Source organism: Paenibacillus sp. GQ49 (genome assembly GCF_059759055.1).
On the sequence record NZ_JCAXEL010000001.1, the window covers coordinates 240,436 to 263,922 of the forward strand.

A 23,487-nucleotide genomic window follows, 5' to 3' on the forward strand; every position below is an offset into this window, starting at 1 on the left:
GCCTTATATACAGGAACGTGGACATAGTAGCTGTTCAATCCAGCATATCGTCCCCCATGATTTTCTTTGTCTCTCGAACCCCTTCATTTCTCCAAGCGCATAAACGTTGTCACCAAATCATTGTTCCATCAAGCCTGTGAAGAACGCTCCACAATCATCGGCTGCAACTGTTTGCCCTCAAGAGCACTCCAGCAAGCCTCTGGAATCAATTCCATTTTGGCGACTAACGAGTTTGGTTTTTTCATTGGATCGTCCTGCCCAAATGGCACAAAATACAAGTATTTGGCCACGAGCAATTTGGCGATATTCGCAGCATTCAAGCCCAGACCGTCATTCGTGGAAATCGCGAGCACTAGCGGACGCTGATTGCGCATCTGCGCTTTGGCGGCCATTAGCACTGGACTGTCGGTCATCGCATTAGCCAGCTTGCTTGTTGTATTCCCTGTGCATGGAGCAATCACCAGCACATCAAGCAGCTTGGAAGGCCCTAGTGGCTCCGCTTCAACAATTGTAGAAATGATATCATTACCTGTTATATCTTTCAACTGTTTTTGCCAATTTTGCGCCGTACCAAAGCGTGTATCCGTCGTCAGAACCGAATTCGAAATAATCGGAATGACGTTGGCACCTTCAGCTACGAAGCGGCTAATTACCGGCATAACCTCTTCAAACGTACAATGAGAACCCGTAATTGCATAACCTACCGTTTTTCCCTGCCAGTTCATGATTTAACCTCCCGTGCGTTCTGTTCTTCCAAAAGCAAACGGATCAACGCGTCGGCAATAATGCCGCCAGCCGTTTTGGGAGCAACAATGCCGGGGAGGCCAGGCGCAAGTAGCGCTTTGATACCGCGTTTGTCAGCATACCTGAAATCACAGCCGCCAGGAGCGGATGCGAGGTCGATAATGACAGCCTTTTGCGGCATTCTGGACAGGATTTGTGCTGTGATTATCATAGTCGGTATCGTATTAAAAAGCAAGTCAACTTCCCCGGTTTGAGCGGCCAAATCCGTTGTCATGAAAGGCTTCCAGCCCATTATTGTAGCGCGGGCAGCATCCTCTTCCCGCCTGATTCCCACCCGTACATTTGCTCCAAGTCCCTGCAATGTTTTGGCCATTGTGAATCCTGTTCGACCAATGCCCAGCACAATGCATTCCGAACCATGGATTGTGAAGTCCGTCTCCCGAATAGCTATGGCGATGGCTCCCTCAGCTGTTGGAATAGAGTTGTAAAGTGCAATATCATCACGATCAAGTACTTCAACAAGTCGCAGCCCATTTTCAAGACAAAGTTCGCGCAGGAACGGCTTTGCCATCCCTGTGAACACAATACAATGCTCCGGTAATGCTGCAATATGGTCCTTTTTCAAATAGATCGGTGTGTCACTGAATGAAGTACTTACTTTTCCCTGGTCATCGCAACCGACGACAGGCAGTACCAGTACATCTGCAGAAGCAAACACTTCATCCTCCAGTTCCTGGTGCTCGATCCCTGGAATGGAACGCTCTATTTTATCGAAACCCACCACACTTACCGTTGCATCCAGCTCAGCGCACTTTTGAATGACTTCAAGCTGCCGCGCATCTCCGCCCAGGACTACAATCCGGACTCCGGTCAGCATCGGGACGTCACTCCTTTCACCACATGTATGCCTTATCGTATGCAGGGGCCCACAGGGGGGTGAAAACAATAATTGCATTCCACCGTCCGTTTCTCAAATGTAAAAAAGAGCCGCCCCTTTCAGGGACGACTCTAAAGAATAGGTATATTTACGCTGCTTATTTCCCGGTATGACCAAATCCGCCTTCGCCACGTACCGTTTCCGAAAGTTCATTCACTTCCGTCAATTCAACTGCAGGCACGGTCTGGAAGACGATCTGTGCGATGCGCTCTCCCCGTACAATCGTGAACGGTTCCTGACCCAGATTAATCAACAGCACTTTAACTTCTCCGCGATAATCCGCATCAATGGTCCCCGGTGTGTTGAGGCAGGTAATTCCATGTTTGAAAGCCAGTCCGCTCCGAGGACGGATCTGTGCTTCCAATCCAGCTGGCATTGCCATTGCAAGTCCGGTAGGAATCAGCGTACGCTGACCCGGCTGCAATACAACATCTTCCTGAAGTGCAGCTACTACATCAAAGCCGGATGCCAGCTCCGACATTTTTTGAGGCAGTTTAATATCTTCATTGCCCGGCAGTTTCTGTATTTGAACGTAATGCAACAAAATCATCCCTTCTCAATCCAGCGATCGTTTTATCTGAAGCGCCAACCATAGCAAGTGCAAAAGGCTCAGCAAACATCAGATCAAGTACCGCGTTAATATCGTCCATGGTAACTTGCTCAATTTTGGTGATCATCTCATCCAGCGTATGGTGTCTTCCCAGCATGAGTTCGTTTTTACCCAGACGATTCATGCGACTGCCTGTGCTTTCCAAGCTCAGAATCAAGCTGCCCTTCAGCTGTTCTTTTCCTTTACGAAGTTCATCTTCGGACAAGCCGTTAACAGCCAAGTCTCGCAGAACCTCTTTGGTCAGATCGAGCACTTCTTTGGTCTGTTTTGGTGCTGTACCCGCATATATCGTGAAAAGTCCGCTGTCCGCATGAGAGCTATGATAGGAATACACGGAGTATGCAAGACCCCGTTTCTCACGAATTTCCTGGAACAGTCTGGAGCTCATGCCTCCACCAATGGCGTTATTCAGAACAACCATAGCGAATTGCAGCGGATCTCCGATTTTACAGCCCGGGAACGAAATACAGATATGATTCTGTTCCGTTTTCTTTTTATGAAAGAGCTGTCCGCTTTGGAAGGCTGGCATCGTGACTGCTTCCGTTACTCCATTTACATCAAAAGCACCAAAATGCTTCTCCATCAGATCGATTACACTGTCATCAATATTACCCGCGATACTAATGACCGTGTTCTCAATGGTGTAGTGCTCCTTCATATATGCACGCAGATGACTGGAATCCATCGCTTTGAGACGTTCTTCCGTACCCAGGATTGGGTATGCGAGTGGATGCTCACCATAGGCGGCCAAGGCCATCAGATCATGAACCATATCATCCGGCGTATCTTCATACATCGAGATTTCTTCCAGAATGACGTTTTTCTCCTTGATCAATTCACCATCATCCATTTTGGAGCGGAAAAACATATCAGACAATACATCAACCGCAATCGGCAAATGTTCATCCAACACTTTAGCATAATAACACGTGTATTCTTTGGAAGTGAACGCATTCACGTTACCGCCAATCGCATCGAACTGCTCCGCAATCGCCTTTGCATCATAACGATCTGTTCCTTTGAACAACATGTGTTCAATAAAATGTGATACTCCGTTACTTGCAGGTTGCTCATTGCGCGAACCTGTCTTGACCCATATTCCGAAAGACACAGAACGGCAGGTCGGTATCTGTTCCATGACAACTCTGAGGCCATTGCCCAGCTGAATTTTTTTCATGGTTGGCCCTCCTACATCTCTATAATTGCCTTGATCTCAACCTTGAAATTGAAATCGACATTTGGTTCCAACTTTTTGATATTAACAAAAAAACAACGTTCACTCAACCGCAGAGGTATTTACACGTTCCGAAGATAACGTCTCACTTACTGTTCCGAGCACCAGACCTTTGGCCCGTATGGATTGAATCATGCCCTTTAAAGCTCCCGAAGAAGCAGCTGTAGGGTGCATTAGAATTAACGTGCCTGCCTCGGTGTTTTTTGCAATTTTAGTAACAACGGCATCCGGGCTTGGCTTACGCCAATCCACAGTATCTACTGTCCATAACACGGTTTGCAGTCCCATGGATGAAGCAATGTCAACGGTCTTCTGATTAAAGTCACCGGAAGGCGGAGCAAACCAACGATTCTCTACACCCAGTGTTTTATGGAGCAGATCCTGGGTTTTGCTAATTTCCAGCTTGGCCCGTTCTGCGCTCAATCGACTCATATTAGGGTGAGAATACGCATGATTGGACATCTCATGCCCACGCTTCTGAATTTCTTTCGCCAGTTCAACGTTTTTGCTTAACCAACTTCCATCCAGAAAAAAAGTAGCCTTCACTTTCTCGGCATCGAGCGTATCCAGCATCGGTTTAATGTATTCGTTCCCCCAGGCCACATTAATCATAAATGAAACCATCGGTTTGTTTGCATTCCCCCGATAGATCGGATGTGCACCCAAATCCTTAAGCTGGATCTCCGGCTCAATCTGACGGTAGACATACGCTATTTTGGTATTCAACGTTCCACTCAGCGCCTTACGGTATGTCGCTTCCACATCAATCTCCATGCCATTATAACCAGGAATTGCTTTCCATACCCGATCTACTCTGGCATTCACCGGAGCAATTTTCGTTTCAGCCGCTTTATCCCGAATCGCAGACAACAGCGCATCTTCCCCAGTTGCTTCCTTAAACATGTCAAAAGCATTTTGCGTACCTGGCCCATCACGGATCTCCGTAATGTATGTACGTACACTGCCAACTTGTCCGATCAATATGACCGCAGTCACACCCGCCAGAACAGCCGCCAGCTTTTTGGATTGGTTTCCCACAGCTCCATCCTCCCGCCGTCTTTGTCCCCATCATATGAGGACAAGGGCAAAAATATGAATGCTGAGCCATGGTTTCATCCTTGATTTACGTATTTAAACGTTAAAAAAAGAGCCAGAAATTCACATTCTGTCTCTTCATTCAATCTATCCATTTATAACCTGTCGCTTCGGTATCCTAGGATTGAGCCGGGGCTTCAGCAGTCAAAACTGCTTTACGGGACAAGTTGATTCGACCTTGTGGGTCAATTTCCGTTACTTTTACCGTAATGGAATCACCGATAGCTACAACATCTTCCACTTTGGCAACACGTTCAGTTGACAGTTGCGAGATGTGTACCAGACCTTCTTTGTTCGGAAGTACTTCAACAAATGCACCGAATTTCTCTACGCGTTTTACTTTGCCGACATAAATCTCGCCGACCAATACTTCGCGCACAATACCTTCGATGATCGCTTTGGCTTTATCATTCATCTCCTGGTTGGAAGAAGCGATAAAGACACGTCCATCCTGTTCAATATCAATTTTAACACCGGTTTCTTCGATGATTTTATTGATAATTTTACCACCTGCACCGATAACATCACGGATTTTGTCCGGATTGATATGCATCGTTGTAATTTTAGGCGCATATTGTGATAACTGCTCACGTGGAGTTTTCAAAATTTCGTTCATTTTGCCCAAAATGTGCATACGACCTTCTTTGGCTTGCGCCAATGCATCAGACAAAATTTGACGATTAATACCAGCAATTTTAATGTCCATTTGAATTGCAGTTACACCTTCAGGTGTTCCAGCTACTTTAAAGTCCATGTCACCAAGGTGATCTTCCATACCTTGAATATCACTCAGAATGGATACATGATCTCCATCTTTGATCAGACCCATAGCTACACCCGCAACTGGAGCTTTGATTGGTACACCTGCATCCATCATAGCTAAAGTGCTGGCACAGATACTTGCCTGAGATGAGGAGCCGTTGGATTCCAGAACTTCAGATACCAAACGAATCGTGTATGGGAAATCCGTTTCGGAAGGGATCACTTTGGAAAGAGCGCGCTCACCCAGAGCACCATGTCCGATTTCGCGACGGCCTGGAGCACGTAATGGACGCGCTTCACCTACGCTGAATGGTGGGAAGTTATAGTGATGCATGAATCGTTTCGTTTCTTCAAGACTGATTCCGTCCAAAATCTGAACATCACCCAGTGCACCAAGTGTACAAACGCTAAGTGCTTGCGTTTGACCGCGCGTAAACAGTCCTGTACCATGTGCACGTGGAAGCAGAGATGTATCACATTCAATTGGGCGAATTTCAGCAAGTCCACGTCCATCCGGACGAACTTTATCATGCGTGATCAGACGGCGCACTTCTTCTTTGACGATATCGTGCAGAACTTCCTTCACGTCTTTGAACAATTCCGGACTTTCAATATATTTCTCTTCAAAGTGAGCAACGGTTTCGTCATTCACTAGATCGATTGCATCTTGACGAGCATGTTTCTCGGCGATTTTAACCGCTTCGACCAGACGAGCGCTGGCGAATTCACGCACACTGTTGTTAACTTCAGCATTAACGGTACGCAACTTAACAGCCATTTTTTCTTTTCCAGCAACTTGTACAAGTTGTTCGATTACAGCAATAATATTTTGGATCTCATCATGTCCAAACATGATTGCTTCGAGCATCACTTCTTCCGGCACTTCGTTTGCTTCGGCCTCAACCATCATGATGGCATCTTTGGTTCCTGCAACGACCAGTTCAATATCACTGACTTCAAGCTGTGCAATCGTTGGGTTAATGATGAATTCGCCATCAATACGTCCAACTTTCACGCCACCAATCGGTCCGCTGAATGGAACATCCGAAATGCTCAATGCTGCTGATGTACCAATCATTGCAGCGATTTGCGGTTCGCAATCCTGATCCACACTCATAACGATATTCAGAACTTGTACATCATTCCGGAAGCCTTCCGGGAACAATGGACGAATTGGACGGTCTGTCAGACGGCTTGAAAGAATCGCTTTCTCACTTGGTCTGCCTTCACGTTTAATAAATCCTCCCGGGATTTTACCTACGGCGTACAATCTTTCTTCATAGTTCACCGTTAATGGGAAAAAGTCCAGATCTTTCGGTTCACTTGATGCTGTCACGGTACACAATACCACGGTATCCCCGTATGTTACCTTAACGGCAGCATTAGCCTGCTTGGCCAAACGCCCGGTCTCAAGCGTAAGCTTTCTTCCACCAAGCTGCATTTCAACACGCTGTTCCATGAAACCCCTCCTTTTATTCGTTCCTAATTCAATGGATTCTGCATATTCACAGTATTTCCTGCTTGTCCTGCATTCATTAGCTATGTATGGAACTTTCAACATGCTAACCTGCACAACAAAAGCTCCTCACGGAGCCCCATCTACAAATATATGGCAACATGTTCATCTACAAAACAACCCGGCTGTAAGTTCCGCTTGTCCTTTTAGACAAAAGAATGACGGATAACAGCCAGGTTGATTTTGAAAACATGTACGATAATTAACGACGCAATCCGAGTTTTTCGATCAGTGCGCTGTAACGTTTAACATCTTTGTTTTTCACGTAAGCCAAAAGCTTACGACGTTGACCTACCATTTTCAAAAGTCCACGACGTGAGTGGTGGTCTTTCTTATGCGTACGCAAGTGGTTTGTCAAACTTGTGATGTTTTCCGTAAGGATAGCAACTTGCACCTCTGGAGATCCTGTATCGGACTCGTGAGTTTTGTGCTCGTCGATCAGTTGTTGTTTACGTTCTTGAGTCAATGCCATCCTGTTCACCTCCTTCAATATAATCGCCATTAGCCTCGTCACCGCCGGTGAGAGCAAGCAACCAAGCCAAGGTTAATGTTGTCTCATTCGACAACGTAGTACAGTATATCATAATTGCCTAGTTAAAGTAAATGTAAACATGCATTTAATCCTGAACCTTTAAGATAACAGGCGGCCGGCAGTTAATGCATCTTCACGAATCTGGCTAATCAATGCCTCAATGGAGTCAAACTTTCGTTCTGCACGAATATAGTGAACGAGCTCAACCTTTAGTTCCTGGTCATACAAGTGTCCATCAAAATCAAGCAGGTGCACTTCAAACGTAGGTTTCATCCCACTTTCGTGAAACGTAGGTTTCACACCAAGATTCATTACGCCATGCAGTTCCTGTTCGCCATACTGCACACGAACAGCGTAAACACCCTTCGACGGGGTAACGTAATGATCCGTGAGTTCAAGGTTGGCTGTAGGAAATCCAATCGTTCGTCCACGTTTCTCCCCGTGAATGACGGTTCCTCTGATGCTGTAAGGTCGGCCAAGCCAATGACTGGCCTCATCCATATCCCCACGCTTCAACAGGCCACGAATGAGAGAACTGCTCACTTTTTCACCATTTAACAAGAAAGGAGGAACGGTTTCCACCGTCATCTCTCCTTCTCCCAAAGTACGAAGAAGTTGTTCATCCCCGGCACCCTTGTGACCAAAACGGAAGTCAAAACCTACCACCGCTGTTCGTGTCTGAAGAGGAATCAACAGGTCGTGTACGAATTGTTGCGGCGTCAACCGTGAGAAATCTTCATTGAACTCAACCACATAGAGTACATCAACGCCCATTCCTGCCAAGATGTCTTCTTTATCTCTCAAGGGAGTTAAATAACCCTCGTAATCCCCTTTGCGCATAACTTCCTTCGGATGTGGATGAAAGGTCATGACCGCTGCCTGCATGCCCGTTTCCCGCGCAATGCGGACAGCTGATAAAATGACACTTGCATGTCCGAGATGCAGTCCGTCGAATTGACCAATCGCAAGCACTTGGGGCAGTGTGCTCAGCTCTGTCGAATGTAACGTCTGCGGATAGGTTAGCATTACGGTTTTCACAATCATTCACCTGCATTTCACTAGATAGGCCAAGCTTGAGCATCACCACAACTCCAAGCCCGAAACCTCTTTATTCCGGCAAAAAGACTTTAACTGCCCTTACCGTTGGTTTTAGTTCATCCCGTTCAAATATCCCCAGAAACGTACCATCCTGAGCATACAACCGTAATAAACCAGGTTGCTCTACAGGCGGTTCCAGAAGACGCGCAGACAGTTTCTGACCTTGAAGTGCTCCTTTGGCCTGTTCTTCTCCAACCTTGTGGGCCGGAATTGAAGCAATAGCCTCGTCAACAGGAATCAGCGCCTCCGCCAAAGTCCCGTCAGCCATGAGTTGTTCCACTTCTTCAATACGAAGACAACGATCTGCAGAGATACCTGCCGATATCGTACGCTCCAGTTGAACCATGGTTGATGGATATCCGAGTTGCCGACCAATGTCTACACACAATGTCCGAATATAAGTACCTTTTGAACATAAGGCCCGGAAGGATATATCGGTAGTCTCACCCTGAGTCTCAATCCTAGTAAGTTCGAGCTCATAGATTGTGACCTCACGGCTCTTACGCTCTACCGTCTTACCTTCACGAGCAAGCTCATAAAGACGTTTGCCGTCTACCTTTACCGCAGAATACATAGGTGGTACCTGTGAGATCGTGCCCAGAAACTGCTCAAGCACCTGTTGAACCTGTTCCTGTGTTACTTCCACAGTCGTCTCAGCCCGCTCGATGACTTCCCCTGTCATATCCTCTGTGTCAGTAGACAGTCCCAATCTGAGCGTAGCCAGATACTCCTTCGGAAGCTCCTGCATGTACTCCACCACACGTGTCGCCCGTCCAAGACAGAGCGGCAGAACGCCTGTAACTTGTGGGTCAAGTGTGCCCGTATGCCCAATGCGCTTCATTTTGAGAATGCGACGCATTTTGGCTACAACATCATGAGAAGTAAATCCCGCCGGTTTATATACCGGAAGTACACCTTCAAATGGCTTTACCATTGTGAATTCACCTGCTTCAGTACTTTTGCGACAATATCATCAAGTCTGCCTTCCAGACGACATCCGGCTGCGAGCACATGCCCGCCTCCGCCAAAGGTCTGTGCTAGTGCAGCAACATCAATCTTACCAGCTGAACGCAAAGAAACCTTGACTGCATTCTCGTTGATGACTTTGAAAAAGATACCAACCTCCACGCCCTGAATGTTGCGCGGATAGTTCACTACCCCTTCAAGATCTTCATTAGCTGCTCCACAAGCCACCATATCATCTGGTGTTATAACAACCCAGGCTATCTTTCCATCATCTGTCATCTGCAGGCTTGATAGTGCCTGATTCAAAATCCGAACTTGCGGAAGAGTCACCTGCTCCAACAAGGTCTGGGCGAGATAGGGTCCATCCACACCATATTCAAGCAGTCTGGAGGCCGTTGTCATTACATTTGGACTGGTATTGGCATAGCGGAAGCCGCCTGTATCCGTAAGCAATCCTGTATAAACTGCCGTCGCAACATCTTTATCCCATGTTACTTGGAACAGGTTAAGAAAATCGAACAAAATTTCAGCCGTTGCAGCAGCATCTGACTTAATGATGTTGACTGTACCATAAGCGTCATTTGTAGGGTGATGATCAATATTCAAAATAACAGCATCTTCTTCGAAATAATGACGTGTCAAACCTACTCTGGCAAAGTCTGCACAATCCACACAGATAACAGCTTTATATTTTCGCTGCGGTGGTTGTTCGGTCATGTTCACAATGTTGCCTGCTTCCCACAAAAATTGCATGCGCCCGGGGATTTCGCCTTCATTAATCATCGTGAATGTCTTACCCAGACATGACAGCAGCCAGCCCACCGTTACCGTCGAGCTGACTGCGTCACCGTCCGGCTGTACATGCGACACGACCAGGTAATCATCATGCTCCAGCAGAAATTGCTTTCCGGCTTGGAGCGCCTGTTCATAAGTGTGCATTGCCGTCTCCTCTATTCTGTTACTGGGATTCGTTCTTGTCGGAACCAATATCGCCAAGCAGCTTCTCAATTCGGCTGCCATAAGCGATGGATTCGTCAATCTTAAATATCAACTCGGGAACATGCCGGAACCGGATACGTTTGCCCAGCTCGGAACGCAAAAATCCATTTGCTTTTGCCAGAGCTTTGAGCGTGTTATCTTTTTGTTCCTGCTCACCGAAGACACTCAGATAAACTTTGGCTTGCGACAAGTCTCCTGTCACTTCGACTCCCGTTACCGTAATAAAGCCGATACGTGGATCTTTCAGTTCAGACTGGATGAGCAGACTGATTTCTTTCTTAATCTGCTCGCCCACTCTACCTGTACGAATCTTAGCCATCGTTGTTCACCTCATGCTTCCTTGCTTATCGTTGTACTGTCTCCATAATGAAGGCTTCGATAACGTCGCCCTCTTTGAGATCATTATATTTATCCAGTGTGATACCGCACTCGTAACCTTGGGCTACTTCTTTGGCATCATCTTTATAACGTTTCAGGGAATCCAGCTTACCTTCGTAAAGGACAATGCCATCACGAATCAGGCGTGCTTCCGCAGAACGTGTAATTTTACCCGAGGTAACCATACAACCAGCGATGGTACCCACTTTACTGATGGAGAACGTGCTCCGAACTTCAGCATGACCGATAACTTTTTCTTTGTAGATCGGATCAAGCATACCTTTCATCGCTTGTTCAATTTCTTCGATAACACTGTAGATTACGCGATGCAGACGAATGTCTACTTGCTCTTGATCTGCAGTTGCTTTCGCTTGGTTATCAGGACGAACGTTGAAACCAATCACGATGGCATTGGATGCTGCCGCCAAAATGATGTCGGACTCCGTGATTGCACCAGCGCCGCTATGAATGATTTTCACGCGTACACCTTCAACTTCGATCTTCGCAAGGGAACCTTTCAATGCTTCAACCGAACCTTGTACGTCACCTTTGATGATTACGTTCAGATCTTTGATCTCGCCATCTTTGATGTGTTGGAACAGATCATCCAACGTTACGCGAGTATGTGTACCCAGATCGGATTCACGTTGCGTAATCGCACGTTTGTCAGCGATGGAACGCGCTTTGCGCTCATCTTCAAACACCATGAATGGATCTCCCGCACCTGGAACTTCAGTCAAACCTGTGATTTCAACAGGTGTTGAAGGTCCAGCCTCTTTCAGACGACGACCTTTGTCATTGACCATCGCACGGACACGACCGAAGCAGTTACCTGCTACGAAAGCATCGCCGACTTTCAATGTACCGTGCTGTACGAGGATACGTGCAACTGGGCCACGTCCTTTATCCAGCTCGGCTTCAATCACTGTACCACGGGCACGTTTGTCCGGGTTCGCTTTGTATTCGTTCACTTCTGCAACCAGCAGAATCATTTCAAGCAGACCTTCCAGACCCATTCTTTGTTTCGCTGACACGTTAACAAAGATGGTATCTCCGCCCCACTCTTCAGGAACGAGTTCATAGCTAGTTAGTTCTTGTTTCACTTTGTCTGGATCAGCGCCCGGCTTGTCAATTTTATTGACAGCCACGATGATTGGTAGCCCAGCAGCTTTGGCATGGTTAATCGCCTCAATGGTCTGTGGCATAACACCGTCATCCGCAGCTACGACAATAATCGTCATATCCGTAACTTGTGCGCCCCGTGCACGCATCGCTGTAAATGCTTCGTGACCCGGAGTATCCAGGAACGTGATCTTTTTGTGGTTGATTTCAACTTGATATGCACCGATATGTTGCGTGATTCCGCCTGCTTCGCCATCGGATACATTCGTGGAACGAATAGCATCCAGCAAAGTAGTTTTACCATGGTCAACGTGACCCATGATCGTAACTACTGGTGGACGAGCTTGCAAGTCAGCAGCATCATCATTCTCTTCCAGTGTTTCGAAACGGTCATCTTCAAGCACAATCTTCACTTCAACCTCAACACCGAATTCACCTGAAAGCAGAAGGATCGTTTCGATATCAAGCTCTTGGTTGATTGTTGCCATAACGCCCATAGCGATGAGCTTTTTGATAACTTCGGAAGCATCCTTATGGAGCAACTTCGCTGTTTCACCAACAGTCATATCACCACGAACGATGATTTTCTTAGGTGTGTTATCAATTTTTTCACGTTGTTGGTACTGTTGTTGATTTCTGTTGCGGTTGTTCTTGCCACCACGGTTACCACGGAAGTTGCCGCCACGGTTGTCATCATAACGACGTCCACCGCCACCGCTGTTCGAACGGTTACCACTATTGTTGTTGCTGCCAGTAGTGCCACCTGGGCCGCTTCTACGTTGGCCTTGTCCTTGGCTCTGACCTTGGCCACCGCTACGGTTGCCAGCAGTACCTGTATTACCACCGCTGTTAGGTCCTGAAGTTCTTACCTGACCGCCACCGCTGTTATTCGGACGTTGACCCGATCCTTGCGGACGGGATGCAGTACTGCTTTGTCCACCTTGAGCTGGTCTTGGGCGGTTAGTTGATTGTCCTCCTTGGCTTGAGCCTTGGGAAGAGTTCGTTCTGTTGCGGCTGTCTTGGCCGCTGGGTCTTTGGGTGCCATTGTTATTGTTGGAATTTGGTCTATTGTTCATACCTACCTGCTTTTCCTGTTGTATTTTTGTTGGTACGGGACTACCGGATGGGTTACTGCTCTTCGGCGTGTTCACTCCGCCGGCCGGCTTGTTGCTGTCCACTGGTTTGTCACTGCGCACTGCCGAAGTAGCAACTGGTTTTGCATCGTTGCCTTGTTTCGAAGCAGCAGTGGATTTTATATCTTTAAAAAATTGTTCCACCTTACCGACTGAACCATTCTCCATGACACTCATATGATTGTTTACGGGAATTTCCAGTTTTTTAAGAATGGTTATAATTTCTTTACTACTCATATTAAGGGACTTCGCATATTCATAAACTCGCAATTTATCCTTGTTTTCCTGTTTACTCAATATACTCCACCTCCGACATTATACCGACTTGCTTGGAGATCATTTTTGCAAACCCTCGATCCGTTACTGCAAGAACAACACGCGTGTCTTTACCGATACTTGAACCCAGACTATCCCGGTCAAATCCGATTAACAGAGGAACCTTATAAGTTCCGCATTTATCGCGAAATTTCTTTTGTGTATTGGCTGAGGCGTCACCCGCAACAATAACCATTTTAGCTTCGGAAGAACGGATCGCTTTAAGTACAATTTCTTCACCTGTTACAAGTTTACCTGCACGCATAGAGAGTCCCAAATAAGACAGCGTTTTAATATTAGTCATGTTCACGCTCCTGTGCTGCTTTGAATTCATCCTCAACCGCGATGAAGTCAGCTGCTAATTGCTCGTAAATTTCAGGTGAGACTTTGCCTTTCAACGCCCGATCCAAAGCCCGGTTTTTGAGTGCGAGCTTAAAACAGGACTCTTTGCCGCATAAATAGGCACCACGTCCGGATTTTTTGCCAGTCAAATCGATCAGCACTTCATCCTCTGGCGTTTTAACAATGCGAATCAGCTGCTTTTTGGGCATCATTTCTTGGCATGCCACACATTTGCGCAGCGGCACTTTTTTTGGTTTCATACGTCAGCGCCCCCCGTACTTTACTTTAGTCGACGGAGACGGAATCCTGATGCATTTCAGAAGAAGAATCTTTTTCTCTGCCGAATTCCTGTTCCGCCTGGCTCTCGCTCTTAATGTCGATTTTCCAGCCGGTTAATTTGGCTGCCAATCTGGCATTTTGGCCTTTGATACCAATTGCGAGCGACAGTTGATAGTCCGGAACGATAACCCGAGCCATCTTTTCTTCCTCAAATACATGAACTTCCAATACTTTGGAAGGACTCAGTGCATTAGCAACATATTCGTCTACCTGATCGGAGAAACGAACGATGTCGATTTTTTCACCGCGCAGCTCACCCACAATGGTCTGCACGCGCATTCCCTTAGGACCTACACAAGATCCAACTGGATCAACTTCCTCGTTGCGGGAATGAACGGCAATCTTGGAGCGGAACCCTGCTTCGCGAGCGACGGAGCGAATTTCAACTACACCGTCAAAGATCTCAGGCACTTCCAGTTCAAAGAGACGTTTCAAGAGGCCCGGATGGGTACGGGACAAAATGATTTGCGGCCCTTTCGTCGTATTCTCGACCTTGGTGATATACGCCTTAATACGGTCACCATGAACAAACTTCTCGTTCGGCATCAATTCGGTCAGCGGTAAAGCCGCTTCGATTTTGCCCAGATCGATGTAGATATTGCGCAAATCCTGACGCTGCACCACTCCCGTAACGATATCTTCTTCCTTATCTACGAAAGCGTTGTAGATCAGGCCGCGTTCGGCTTCACGAATCCGCTGGGTCACTACCTGTTTGGCAGTTTGTGCCGCGATACGTCCGAAATCACGCGGCGTAACTTCAATCTCCGCAATATCTTCCAGCTGGAAGTGTGGGTTGATTTCTCGTGCAGCAGGCAATGAAATTTCGGTACGTGAATCCAGGACTTCTTCCACGATCAATTTACGGGCATACACTCGAATAACTCCCGTATTACGGTTCATGTCAACACGCACATTCTGGGCCGTGTTGAAATTCCGCTTGTAGCTGGAAATTAGTGCAGCCTCGATCGCTTCAAACAGCACATCCTTGCTGATCCCTTTTTCCCGTTCCAATTCATTCATTGCTTCAATAAAATCCATACTCATGAATGTTGATCCCCCTTTCAAACATGGCATCTCATACGTAAAACGGCGAAAGGCTCTGAACTCATGAGCACCTTGCCGTTATCGTGAGATGTGTCTTTTTCATTAATAAAGTGAACAAGGCACTTAAAACAAAATAGCTAGGCGCGCACTGGCAACCTTATCATAAGAAATGGCATGCTGTTTTTTGCCTGCTTCAATCACGAGTTCCTCGTCATCAAAGGAAAGCAGCTTGCCTTCAAATTCCTTCAATCCGTTCACCGGCTCGTAGGTTGTAACAAAAACATTTTTGCCTACAGCTTTGGTAACGTCCTCAGGTTTTTTCAGTGGACGCTCCGCACCGGGAGAAGACACTTCAAGGAAATAGATGGTTGGAATCGGATCGTTCTCATCCAGCTTGGCGCTCAGCTTTTCGCTGATCAAGACGCAATCGTCGATGTCGATGCCACCCTCTTTGTCGACATACACCCGTAAAAACCAGTTGCTGCCTTCTTTGACGTATTCGATGTCAACCAGCTCGAAGCCTTGTTCGTTCAAGTAGGGTTGGATCATTTCTTCCACGGTAGATTTAATGTTCGTTGTGCTCAAAACCAATAACCTCCAACTTAGGTTACACCAGCAAAAAAGCACTGGCAGATTATTCAATACCCAAGATTCTTGTATACCAAAGACTAAAGAGTGGGTTTCCCCACTCTTTAGAAATTCGTACTATCTCGTTCACTTCAAAAATTATAACATAGTCTGGTAATAGTGACAAGTAAGCGATGGTTCTGGCAGTTTACTTACTAATGAAGGAAAAATTACGTTCCGCCAGCAATCGCTATGTTTAGATCCAAATTCAATCCTAGAAAAGGGAAAGCTGATTGCTCTCTGGCAAGCCACGGAAACATCCCATATTGGACAGGAGTTCAACAATGGTCTTACTTGCTTTCGACTTCTGTTGGAAGTCCTCAACCGATAGAAACTCACCATGATCTCTTGCTGCAGCAATATTGCGAGCAGCATTATCCCCGATTCCTGCCAACGCCGAAAATGGAGGGATTAGTGATTTTCCGTCAACGATGAACTTTGTCGCTTCCGAACGGTATAAGTCAATGGATTTCAGCGAGAATCCGCGTGCTGCCATTTCCAGACCCATTTCCAGGACAGGTAACATGTTTTTCTCTTTTGGAGGTGCCTGGAAACCTAATTGCTCAATTTCCGTAATTTTGCGATAGATCGCGTCATATCCCTGACACATCAGTTCGATATCAATCTCATCCGCCCGAACGGTAAAGTAAGTTGCGTAATATTCAATCGGATGATACAGCTTGAAGAACGCCGTACGTACTGCCGAAATAACATAAGCGGCCGCGTGTGCCTTCGGGAACATGTACTGGATTTTGAGACACGAATCAATGTACCATTGAGGCACTTTACAATTCTTCATCTCGTCAATCCATTCCTGCGGCAGGCCCCGTCCCTTACGAACACTCTCGGTAATCTTAAATGCCAGACTTGCGTCCATTCCCGTTTTATAGATCAGGAATAACATGATATCATCCCGACAACCGATCACCGTTTTAATGTTACACGTTCCGTTCTTAATCAGATCCTGAGCGTTTCCAAGCCATACCCCTGTACCATGAGACAATCCGGAAATCTGCAGTAAATCGGCAAAAGACGTCGGCTGGGATTCGACAAGCATCTGACGTACAAACTTCGTTCCCATCTCTGGCACGCCAAACGTCGCGACTGGCGACCTAATCTGTTCCGGTGTAACACCCAGAGCGTCGGTTGAGTTAAACATGCTCATGACTTTGGGATCATTCATCGGAATGCTCGTTGGATCGACACCTGTCAAATCCTGCAACATCCGCATCATAGTTGGATCATCATGCCCCAGAATATCAAGTTTCAGCAAGTTTTCTTCAAAAGCATGATAATCAAAGTGTGTGGTTTTCCACTCCGCATTAACGTCGTCAGCTGGGAACTGAACAGGTGTAACGTCTTCGACCTCGATATAATCAGGTACCACGACAATACCGCCGGGATGCTGTCCAGTACTCCGTTTCACCCCAGTACATCCCGAAGCCAAACGATTCAATTCAGCTCCGCGCCATTTCTTGTGATGTTCTTCCTCATATTTCTTGGCAAAACCAAATGCTGTTTTCTCAGCCACCGTACCAATGGTCCCCGCACGGAAAACACTCTTCTCACTAAATAGTACTTTCGTATAGTTATGAGCATGAGGCTGATAATCACCAGAGAAGTTCAAGTCAATATCGGGAACTTTATCTCCTTTAAATCCAAGGAAGGTCTCAAACGGAATATCCTGGCCTTCTCCTTTAAGTGTGCCACCACAATCCGGACACTCTTTCTCTGGAAGGTCAAATCCACTCCGAACACTGCCGTCCAGGAACCACTCGCTGTGTTTGCATTCCGAATTCACACAAATATAATGAGCAGGTAGTGGATTAACCTCGGATATACCCAGGAATGTAGCAACAACAGAGGAGCCTACCGATCCCCGTGAACCTACGAGGTAACCATCCTGATTCGATTTTTTAACCAAGCGCTCTGAGATCAGATAGTTGGCAGAAAAACCGTATTTAATAATTGGAATGAGTTCTTTCTCTAATCGTGCCACGATTACTTCCGGTAATTCCTCGCCATAGATGGACTTGGCAGTTTCATAACAGGTATTACGGATTTCTTCGTCTGCACCTTCCAGAATCGGAGTAAACAGTTTGTCCGGGAATAACTTAATTTCCTCAAATCGATCAGACAACTCCACCGTATTTGTAACAACAACTTCGTAAGCTTTATCTTGGCCCAGGAACTGGAACTCTTCCAACATTTCCTCTGTCGTTCTAAAATGTGCATCCGGTTTACGCTGATCTTTCAGTGGACTAAAACCTGTAATTCCGTGAATGGTGATATCCCGATATAACTTGTCACGTGGTTCCAAATAGTGCACGTTACCTGTGGCTATGACCGGTTTATTCAGTTTTGCACCTATATCGATGACTTTACGGATCGCTGTTTTGATTTCTTCGGGTGTAGCCACCAATCCTTTATCCACCAAATGCATATACATGGTAAGTGGTTGGATCTCCAGTATGTCGTAGAACTCAGCGATCTCTTCCGCTTCTTCGAGCGATTTGTTAAGCACCGCTTCGAAAAATTCCCCTTTTTCACAGCCCGATATAATAACAAGGCCTTCACGCAAATTAATCAGTTTTGATTTGGGAATGCACGGTACCCGCTTGAAATGTTCCGTATGAGAGAGAGATACCAGCTTATATAGATTTTTCTTGCCGACATCATTCAATGCATAGATTCCACAATGGAAAGGTCTTGTATTCGACAAGTCGACACCTACATAATCATTCAAGCGATCGAGCCTCGTTAAACCTTTCATCTGAGCAGCATCATTTAATAATCCGATCAGTATACCCGCGAGTGCAACCGTATCATCTATGGCACGGTGATGACTTTCGAGTCCCACCTTATATTTATCCGCCATCGTATTCAGACGGTGGTTCTTATTTTTGGGAAATAACAATCGCGCCAGTTCCAATGTATCAAGGACCGGGTTAGGAAGCTCTGGCAATCCAATATGCTTCAGGGAAGCCTGGATAAAGCCCATGTCAAAACGTGCATTATGCGCAACAAGCACACCATCACCAGCAAACTGCACAAAATCACGGATAACAGGCTCCAGCTCAGGTGCGTCTTTTACCATGTCATCATTAATATTGGTCAACTGCTGAATGTTGTAGGGAATGCGTTCATGCGGATTCACAAATGTTGCAAACCGATCAATTTCCTTACCATCTTGCATCTTCACTGCTGCAATCTCAATGATTTTGTTCTGTGTTACCGACAAACCTGTGGTCTCGATATCAAATACGATGTATGTTGCTGTTTGGAGATCCAATGGCTGAGGAGCCATTACAACGGCAACAGAGTCATTCACGACATTGGCCTCAAGGCCGTAGATCATTTTAATTCCGTTTTTCTTCGCTGCCTTGGAAGCTTCGGGATATACCTGCACCCCACCATGATCACTGACAGCAATCGCCTTATGTCCCCACTCCGCTGCCATTTTCACGTATTTGTCGATTGAAGTTACAGCATCCATCGTACTCATCGTTGAGTGCAAATGGAACTCCACCCGTTTCTCTGGTGCATTATCTTTGCGAGACGGTGGTGCTTTAACTTCAACCAGGTCCGAAGGAATCATGGCGAGCTCAGGAATTTGCATAAACCGGTCATATTCTACACGACCACGCACTTTCACCCATTTACCGTTAGCCAGCAAACTGAGAATTTTCACATCCTCTTTTGTTTTGGCAAACATCTTCATTTGCATGGAATCCGTGAAGTCGGTCAGATAAAAGGTAAACAATGTATTTCCGTTTCGTAATTCTTTACGATCCAGTCCAAACACCGAACCTTGAAGCGTGACTTTCTTCTCTTCATCCTGAATTTCCTGCATGGGCACTGCAGGTTCCTTAATGTCATAACCCATTTGCAAACGCAGATCACCCTGCTCCTCATCCACCGGGATTTCTGTGTCCACTTCACTCATCATCTTCTCGATGACCTCAAGTTCCTCTACACGTTTTTGGGCCTGGAACTGTTCCATGGCCTCTTTATTACTTCCCACTTCACCCACTTGCATCTTGATGCGAAGAGGTAGATGAAAGTACTTATCATAGAATTTTGTAATAGCCTGATCAATCTGTTTCTTACGAGCCAATTCCATTGACGTTGCATCACTCATTGTCAGTTGTAGGAGATCCTCTTCACATTCAAAGGTTGTCCGGTTCATCCAACCATTTACAGATGGAATCTCACGGGTAACCCACTCCAGAAACAGATTCCAATATTCACTGACGATATCACCATTTTGTACTTGATCCGTGTATTTGAAGCCAAATGAAATTTTGGCAATATGGTTCATCTTCTCTTGAATATGCAGGCAAAATGTGCGATAGATTGGAGCGGGTACCAACGTATCCTTCGCAATCAGAATATTCCATTCCCGATTACTTCGATTGGTCTCTACTTGTTCAATCCATCCATCCAAAAAATAGGGCTCTAACAGACCAGCCGGAAGCTCTGCCTGTTTCATCAACAACTCAAACCGTTTTCTTTTCTCCTCGAATCCGCTCATCGTGTTCCTCCTTGTACCCCCTTAAAGCATGAAAAGCCCCTGCATTCAAAAATGTCACCGATCCGAACTCGCACCGACTCATTTTATCCGACAGAAGCTCTCCATTCATTACTCTTACAGTCCGTACGTGCCGTTATATAAATTGAACAAAAAGATATTTACACTTGCCACTCCGATAACAGAACAACCTTCCGATCGCTGTTATCCCCAGATTTTTTGATTCCCTTTTACAAAGGGGAAAATCCGGGGATAAAGGCGAACGCTCCGCTTCTTCAGCTTATTTCTGTTCTCTACGTTCTCATGTAAATGTTTAGTTCAATGTATATCGTCAAGTGATTCTGACTTAATACGCTCTTGCAAACACAACCGTGTGTTCTGCCTGTTCACCGCAAGCCAAGCACGTATGCTTTTCTTCCGCAGGCTGGAACGGAATGTTCCGGCTTGTTGCACCTGTAACTTCTCTTACTTTATCTTCGCAAGCTTCTGAACCGCACCATCCGGCCAGTGTAAACCCGCGTTTATTTTCCATCAGTTCTTTCATCTCATCGAGTGTATCCACGGAGTAGAAGTTATCCGACATAAATGTGCGAGCACGCTCTAACATATCTGCCTGAATCTGTGTCAGCATAGCCTGGATCTCTTCTACCAGGTTCGCTTGTTCTACCACTTTCTTCTCACCTGTGATCCGTGATACGAGTACACAAACGCCATTTTCCATATCACGTGGACCAATCTCCAGACGAATCGGAACACCTCGCATCTCGTATTCATTGAACTTCCAACCTGGGCGAACATCGCTGCGATCATCCATTTTCACACGAACTCCAGCTTTTTTCAACTCAGTGAACAACTCATCTGCACGCCCAACAACAGCATCACGCGTTTTCGGAGGTCCAATTGGAATCATGACCACTTGTGTTGGTGCCACTTTAGGAGGAAGTACGAGACCACGGTCATCTCCGTGAACCATAATTAATGCACCGATCAAACGTGTGCTTACTCCCCATGAAGTAGTGTAAGCCAGCTCCAGCACATTATTGCGGCTAAGATACTGGATTTCAAATGCTTTTGCAAAGTTCGTCCCCATATAGTGAGATGTCCCTGCTTGTACAGCACGTCCATCCTTCATCATGGCTTCGATCGAGTACGTATCCACCGCACCCGCAAACTTCTCGGACTTGGTTTTCTGACCCACAATTACAGGAATAGCTAAGTATTCCTCAACCACTTCACGATAAATCTCAAGCATTTTCATCGTTTCTTCACGTGCTTCTTCTTCTGTCTCATGCGCTGTATGACCTTCCTGCCACAGGAACTCACTTGTGCGAAGGAAAGGCAACGTTCTTTTTTCCCAACGAACTACGTTAGCCCACTGGTTGATCAGTACCGGAAGATCCCGATAAGACTGAATCCACTTGGAATACATGTGACCGATAATCGTTTCGGATGTAGGACGGATTGCCAGACGTTCTTCCAGCTTCTCTCCGCCAGCTTCCGTAACCCATGGTAATTCAGGGTTAAAACCTTCCACGTGCTCTTTTTCCTTTTGAAAGAAGCTCTCAGGAATGAACATCGGGAAGTAGGCATTGCGATGGCCCGTTTCCCGGAAACGACGATCCAACTCATCCTTAATATGTTCCCAGATTTCAAAGCCGTCTGGTTTGAACACAATACAACCGCGTACGGGTGCATAGTCCATGAGATCAGCTTTTTTGATAACATCAATGTACCAGCGTGAGAAATCCTCACCCTGTGGTGTGATTTCAGTCACAAACTGTTTATCATTTTCCTTTGACATAAGACTCCAGCGTCCTCCCATAACGACTATCTCTGAATGTCCAGAGCGTAGTCCAACCGTAATTATCCGTTAATTAAACGTAATATATCATTGTAAGTCACTGCCAGCATCAACACAAACAACATCGCAAACCCGATGAAATGCACCATGCCTTCGCGATTGGGATCAACAGGTCTGCCGCGCAGCGCTTCAATTCCCAAAAATACCAGACGACTGCCGTCCAGTGCAGGTATTGGTAGCAGGTTAAATATCCCAAGATATAGACTCAAAATCGCTGCCCATCTCGTTAACTGCTCAATCCCTTGTTTAGCAATTTGTCCTGTCACTTCAAATGTACGAACTGGACCACCAATATCATCCATGTTGAATTGATTGATCAGATGTTTGAAACCTTCAAATATTATTTTGGTTGTATCAACCATGGCCACGCCTGAGACTTTAAATGTCTCTACAAATCCAACAGATCGGGTTGGTAACGTAGGTACGATTCCCACTTTACCGCCCTCTTGTCCTTCTACAGCACGTGGAGTAATCGTTATATTAAACGTATCCGAACCCCGGCGCAGCGTCCATTCCATCGGCTTGTCTTTGGAATCGGCAATCATCGACACCATTTTTTGTGAATCCGTACCAATTGCAGTACCATTGATGGTTTCGATAATATCGCCCTTCTGCAGGTTCGCCTGATCGGCTGCCCCACCTTCAAGCACTTCACCAATTTGAAGATTTTTTGGATTTTCCACCGGAACTCCTGCCATCTGCGCATATACAGCAAACAGCACAAAGGCCAAGATAAAGTTCATGAGTGGGCCCGCAAAAATAGCTAATGCACGCTGTCCAACGGTTTTGCTGCCGAATTGACGATCTTTCGGTGCAATCTGCGTTTGTTTACCACGACTTACCAACATTGCTTGAGGATGAATACGATACTCCTGAATCTCACCATCTACATCCAGTTGAAGCTTCAGGGCGTTCTCCATATCAATGGAGATGACTTCACCACGTATTACATTTTTACGGTTATCCAACTGATCCAGATAGATCATCTTCACCTGGTCATCCGCTGATCTTACCGCGATGGTCTGTCCTTCCTGGATCTCAACCAGTTCCGGATCTTCCCCTGCCATTCGTGCATATCCACCAAAAGGCAACAAACGCAATGTAAACTGGGTCTCGTTTCTTTTATATGAGAACAATTTGGGACCAAAACCGATCGCAAACTCCCGTACAAGAATACCGGCGCGTTTGGCAAAATAATAATGCCCCCATTCATGAACCGTCACGATGACAAAGAACATGAGCACCGTTAGAAATACCACTTGTATGGTTTCCAATCCCTATCCATCCTCCTTCACGGCACAT

Annotated in this window: 19 protein-coding genes; all 19 read right to left on the bottom strand. The window is 46.2% G+C overall.

What is annotated here, in order from left to right; translation table 11 throughout:
• Positions 1-128: 128 nt before the first annotated feature.
• Positions 129-725 carry a dipicolinate synthase subunit B gene (locus AC6CIF_RS01190; protein WP_076208872.1) on the bottom strand — a complete coding sequence of 199 codons (597 nt, stop codon included), beginning with the start codon at positions 723-725 and terminating at the stop codon, positions 129-131.
• On the bottom strand, positions 722-1,621 hold the full coding sequence (gene dpsA / locus AC6CIF_RS01195) for a dipicolinate synthase subunit DpsA (protein ID WP_498197457.1): 900 nt from the start codon (positions 1,619-1,621) through the stop codon (positions 722-724). Before dpsA ends, AC6CIF_RS01190 begins: the two co-directional genes overlap by 4 nt.
• Positions 1,622-1,778: 157 nt before the next feature.
• The gene (dut, locus tag AC6CIF_RS01200; protein WP_017689132.1) at positions 1,779-2,225 is read right to left on the bottom strand and encodes a dUTP diphosphatase; all 447 of its coding nucleotides are present in this window, start codon (positions 2,223-2,225) and stop codon (positions 1,779-1,781) included.
• Positions 2,185-3,468, bottom strand: coding sequence for a M16 family metallopeptidase (locus AC6CIF_RS01205; RefSeq protein ID WP_062833834.1), 1,284 nt, complete (start codon positions 3,466-3,468; stop codon positions 2,185-2,187). Before AC6CIF_RS01205 ends, dut begins: the two co-directional genes overlap by 41 nt.
• Before the next feature lie 99 nt (positions 3,469-3,567).
• A complete protein-coding gene (locus AC6CIF_RS01210) occupies positions 3,568-4,563 on the bottom strand; it encodes a polysaccharide deacetylase family protein (protein WP_498197460.1) in 996 nt (331 codons plus the stop codon).
• Between the two features lie 175 nt (positions 4,564-4,738).
• On the bottom strand, positions 4,739-6,841 hold the full coding sequence (gene pnp, locus AC6CIF_RS01215) for a polyribonucleotide nucleotidyltransferase (RefSeq protein ID WP_498197462.1): 2,103 nt from the start codon (positions 6,839-6,841) through the stop codon (positions 4,739-4,741).
• A gap of 259 nt (positions 6,842-7,100) precedes the next feature.
• Complete coding sequence (gene rpsO, locus AC6CIF_RS01220; protein ID WP_036609297.1) at positions 7,101-7,370, bottom strand: 30S ribosomal protein S15; 270 nt, start codon at positions 7,368-7,370, stop codon at positions 7,101-7,103.
• Positions 7,371-7,529: 159 nt separating this feature from the next.
• Positions 7,530-8,468 (bottom strand): bifunctional riboflavin kinase/FAD synthetase, encoded by a 939-nt coding sequence (locus tag AC6CIF_RS01225; protein ID WP_498197464.1) that lies wholly within the window; start codon positions 8,466-8,468, stop codon positions 7,530-7,532.
• A gap of 70 nt (positions 8,469-8,538) precedes the next feature.
• Positions 8,539-9,462 (bottom strand): tRNA pseudouridine(55) synthase TruB, encoded by a 924-nt coding sequence (gene truB / locus AC6CIF_RS01230; RefSeq protein ID WP_498197466.1) that lies wholly within the window; start codon positions 9,460-9,462, stop codon positions 8,539-8,541.
• Positions 9,456-10,433 (bottom strand): DHH family phosphoesterase, encoded by a 978-nt coding sequence (locus AC6CIF_RS01235; RefSeq protein ID WP_498197468.1) that lies wholly within the window; start codon positions 10,431-10,433, stop codon positions 9,456-9,458. The genes truB and AC6CIF_RS01235 overlap by 7 nt, the downstream gene beginning before the upstream one ends.
• Before the next feature lie 19 nt (positions 10,434-10,452).
• The gene (gene rbfA, locus AC6CIF_RS01240; RefSeq protein ID WP_017689140.1) at positions 10,453-10,812 is read right to left on the bottom strand and encodes a 30S ribosome-binding factor RbfA; all 360 of its coding nucleotides are present in this window, start codon (positions 10,810-10,812) and stop codon (positions 10,453-10,455) included.
• Positions 10,813-10,837: 25 nt separating this feature from the next.
• On the bottom strand, positions 10,838-13,423 hold the full coding sequence (gene infB / locus AC6CIF_RS01245) for a translation initiation factor IF-2 (RefSeq protein WP_498197469.1): 2,586 nt from the start codon (positions 13,421-13,423) through the stop codon (positions 10,838-10,840).
• The gene (locus AC6CIF_RS01250) at positions 13,416-13,745 is read right to left on the bottom strand and encodes a L7Ae/L30e/S12e/Gadd45 family ribosomal protein (protein WP_017689142.1); all 330 of its coding nucleotides are present in this window, start codon (positions 13,743-13,745) and stop codon (positions 13,416-13,418) included. The genes infB and AC6CIF_RS01250 overlap by 8 nt, the downstream gene beginning before the upstream one ends.
• Positions 13,738-14,043 carry an RNase P modulator RnpM gene (gene rnpM / locus AC6CIF_RS01255; RefSeq protein ID WP_017689143.1) on the bottom strand — a complete coding sequence of 102 codons (306 nt, stop codon included), beginning with the start codon at positions 14,041-14,043 and terminating at the stop codon, positions 13,738-13,740. Before rnpM ends, AC6CIF_RS01250 begins: the two co-directional genes overlap by 8 nt.
• Before the next feature lie 25 nt (positions 14,044-14,068).
• Positions 14,069-15,166 carry a transcription termination factor NusA gene (nusA, locus tag AC6CIF_RS01260; protein ID WP_062833827.1) on the bottom strand — a complete coding sequence of 366 codons (1,098 nt, stop codon included), beginning with the start codon at positions 15,164-15,166 and terminating at the stop codon, positions 14,069-14,071.
• A gap of 123 nt (positions 15,167-15,289) precedes the next feature.
• Entirely contained in the window at positions 15,290-15,751 is a 462-nt protein-coding gene (gene rimP, locus AC6CIF_RS01265) for a ribosome maturation factor RimP (RefSeq protein WP_047842499.1), read from the bottom strand.
• A 256-nt stretch (positions 15,752-16,007) separates the two neighbouring features.
• Entirely contained in the window at positions 16,008-20,327 is a 4,320-nt protein-coding gene (locus AC6CIF_RS01270; RefSeq protein ID WP_498197472.1) for a PolC-type DNA polymerase III, read from the bottom strand.
• 343 nt (positions 20,328-20,670) lie between these two features.
• The gene (gene proS, locus AC6CIF_RS01275; RefSeq protein WP_498197473.1) at positions 20,671-22,125 is read right to left on the bottom strand and encodes a proline--tRNA ligase; all 1,455 of its coding nucleotides are present in this window, start codon (positions 22,123-22,125) and stop codon (positions 20,671-20,673) included.
• Positions 22,126-22,187: 62 nt separating this feature from the next.
• The gene (gene rseP, locus AC6CIF_RS01280) at positions 22,188-23,459 is read right to left on the bottom strand and encodes an RIP metalloprotease RseP (protein WP_076208880.1); all 1,272 of its coding nucleotides are present in this window, start codon (positions 23,457-23,459) and stop codon (positions 22,188-22,190) included.
• Positions 23,460-23,487 lie beyond the last annotated feature (28 nt).

Bases quoted from the DNA above. Each gene is read 5' to 3' on its own strand.
- AC6CIF_RS01190 (WP_076208872.1), bottom strand. From the start codon at position 725: ATGAACTGGCAGGGAAAAACGGTAGGTTATGCAATTACGGGTTCTCAT.
- dpsA (WP_498197457.1), bottom strand. From the start codon at position 1,621: ATGCTGACCGGAGTCCGGATTGTAGTCCTGGGCGGAGATGCGCGGCAG.
- AC6CIF_RS01205 (WP_062833834.1), bottom strand. From the start codon at position 3,468: ATGAAAAAAATTCAGCTGGGCAATGGCCTCAGAGTTGTCATGGAACAG.
- pnp (WP_498197462.1), bottom strand. From the start codon at position 6,841: ATGGAACAGCGTGTTGAAATGCAGCTTGGTGGAAGAAAGCTTACGCTT.
- rpsO (WP_036609297.1), bottom strand. From the start codon at position 7,370: ATGGCATTGACTCAAGAACGTAAACAACAACTGATCGACGAGCACAAA.
- truB (WP_498197466.1), bottom strand. From the start codon at position 9,462: ATGGTAAAGCCATTTGAAGGTGTACTTCCGGTATATAAACCGGCGGGA.
- AC6CIF_RS01235 (WP_498197468.1), bottom strand. From the start codon at position 10,433: ATGCACACTTATGAACAGGCGCTCCAAGCCGGAAAGCAATTTCTGCTG.
- rbfA (WP_017689140.1), bottom strand. From the start codon at position 10,812: ATGGCTAAGATTCGTACAGGTAGAGTGGGCGAGCAGATTAAGAAAGAA.
- AC6CIF_RS01250 (WP_017689142.1), bottom strand. From the start codon at position 13,745: ATGACTAATATTAAAACGCTGTCTTATTTGGGACTCTCTATGCGTGCA.
- rnpM (WP_017689143.1), bottom strand. From the start codon at position 14,043: ATGAAACCAAAAAAAGTGCCGCTGCGCAAATGTGTGGCATGCCAAGAA.
- nusA (WP_062833827.1), bottom strand. From the start codon at position 15,166: ATGAGTATGGATTTTATTGAAGCAATGAATGAATTGGAACGGGAAAAA.
- AC6CIF_RS01270 (WP_498197472.1), bottom strand. From the start codon at position 20,327: ATGAGCGGATTCGAGGAGAAAAGAAAACGGTTTGAGTTGTTGATGAAA.
- proS (WP_498197473.1), bottom strand. From the start codon at position 22,125: ATGTCAAAGGAAAATGATAAACAGTTTGTGACTGAAATCACACCACAG.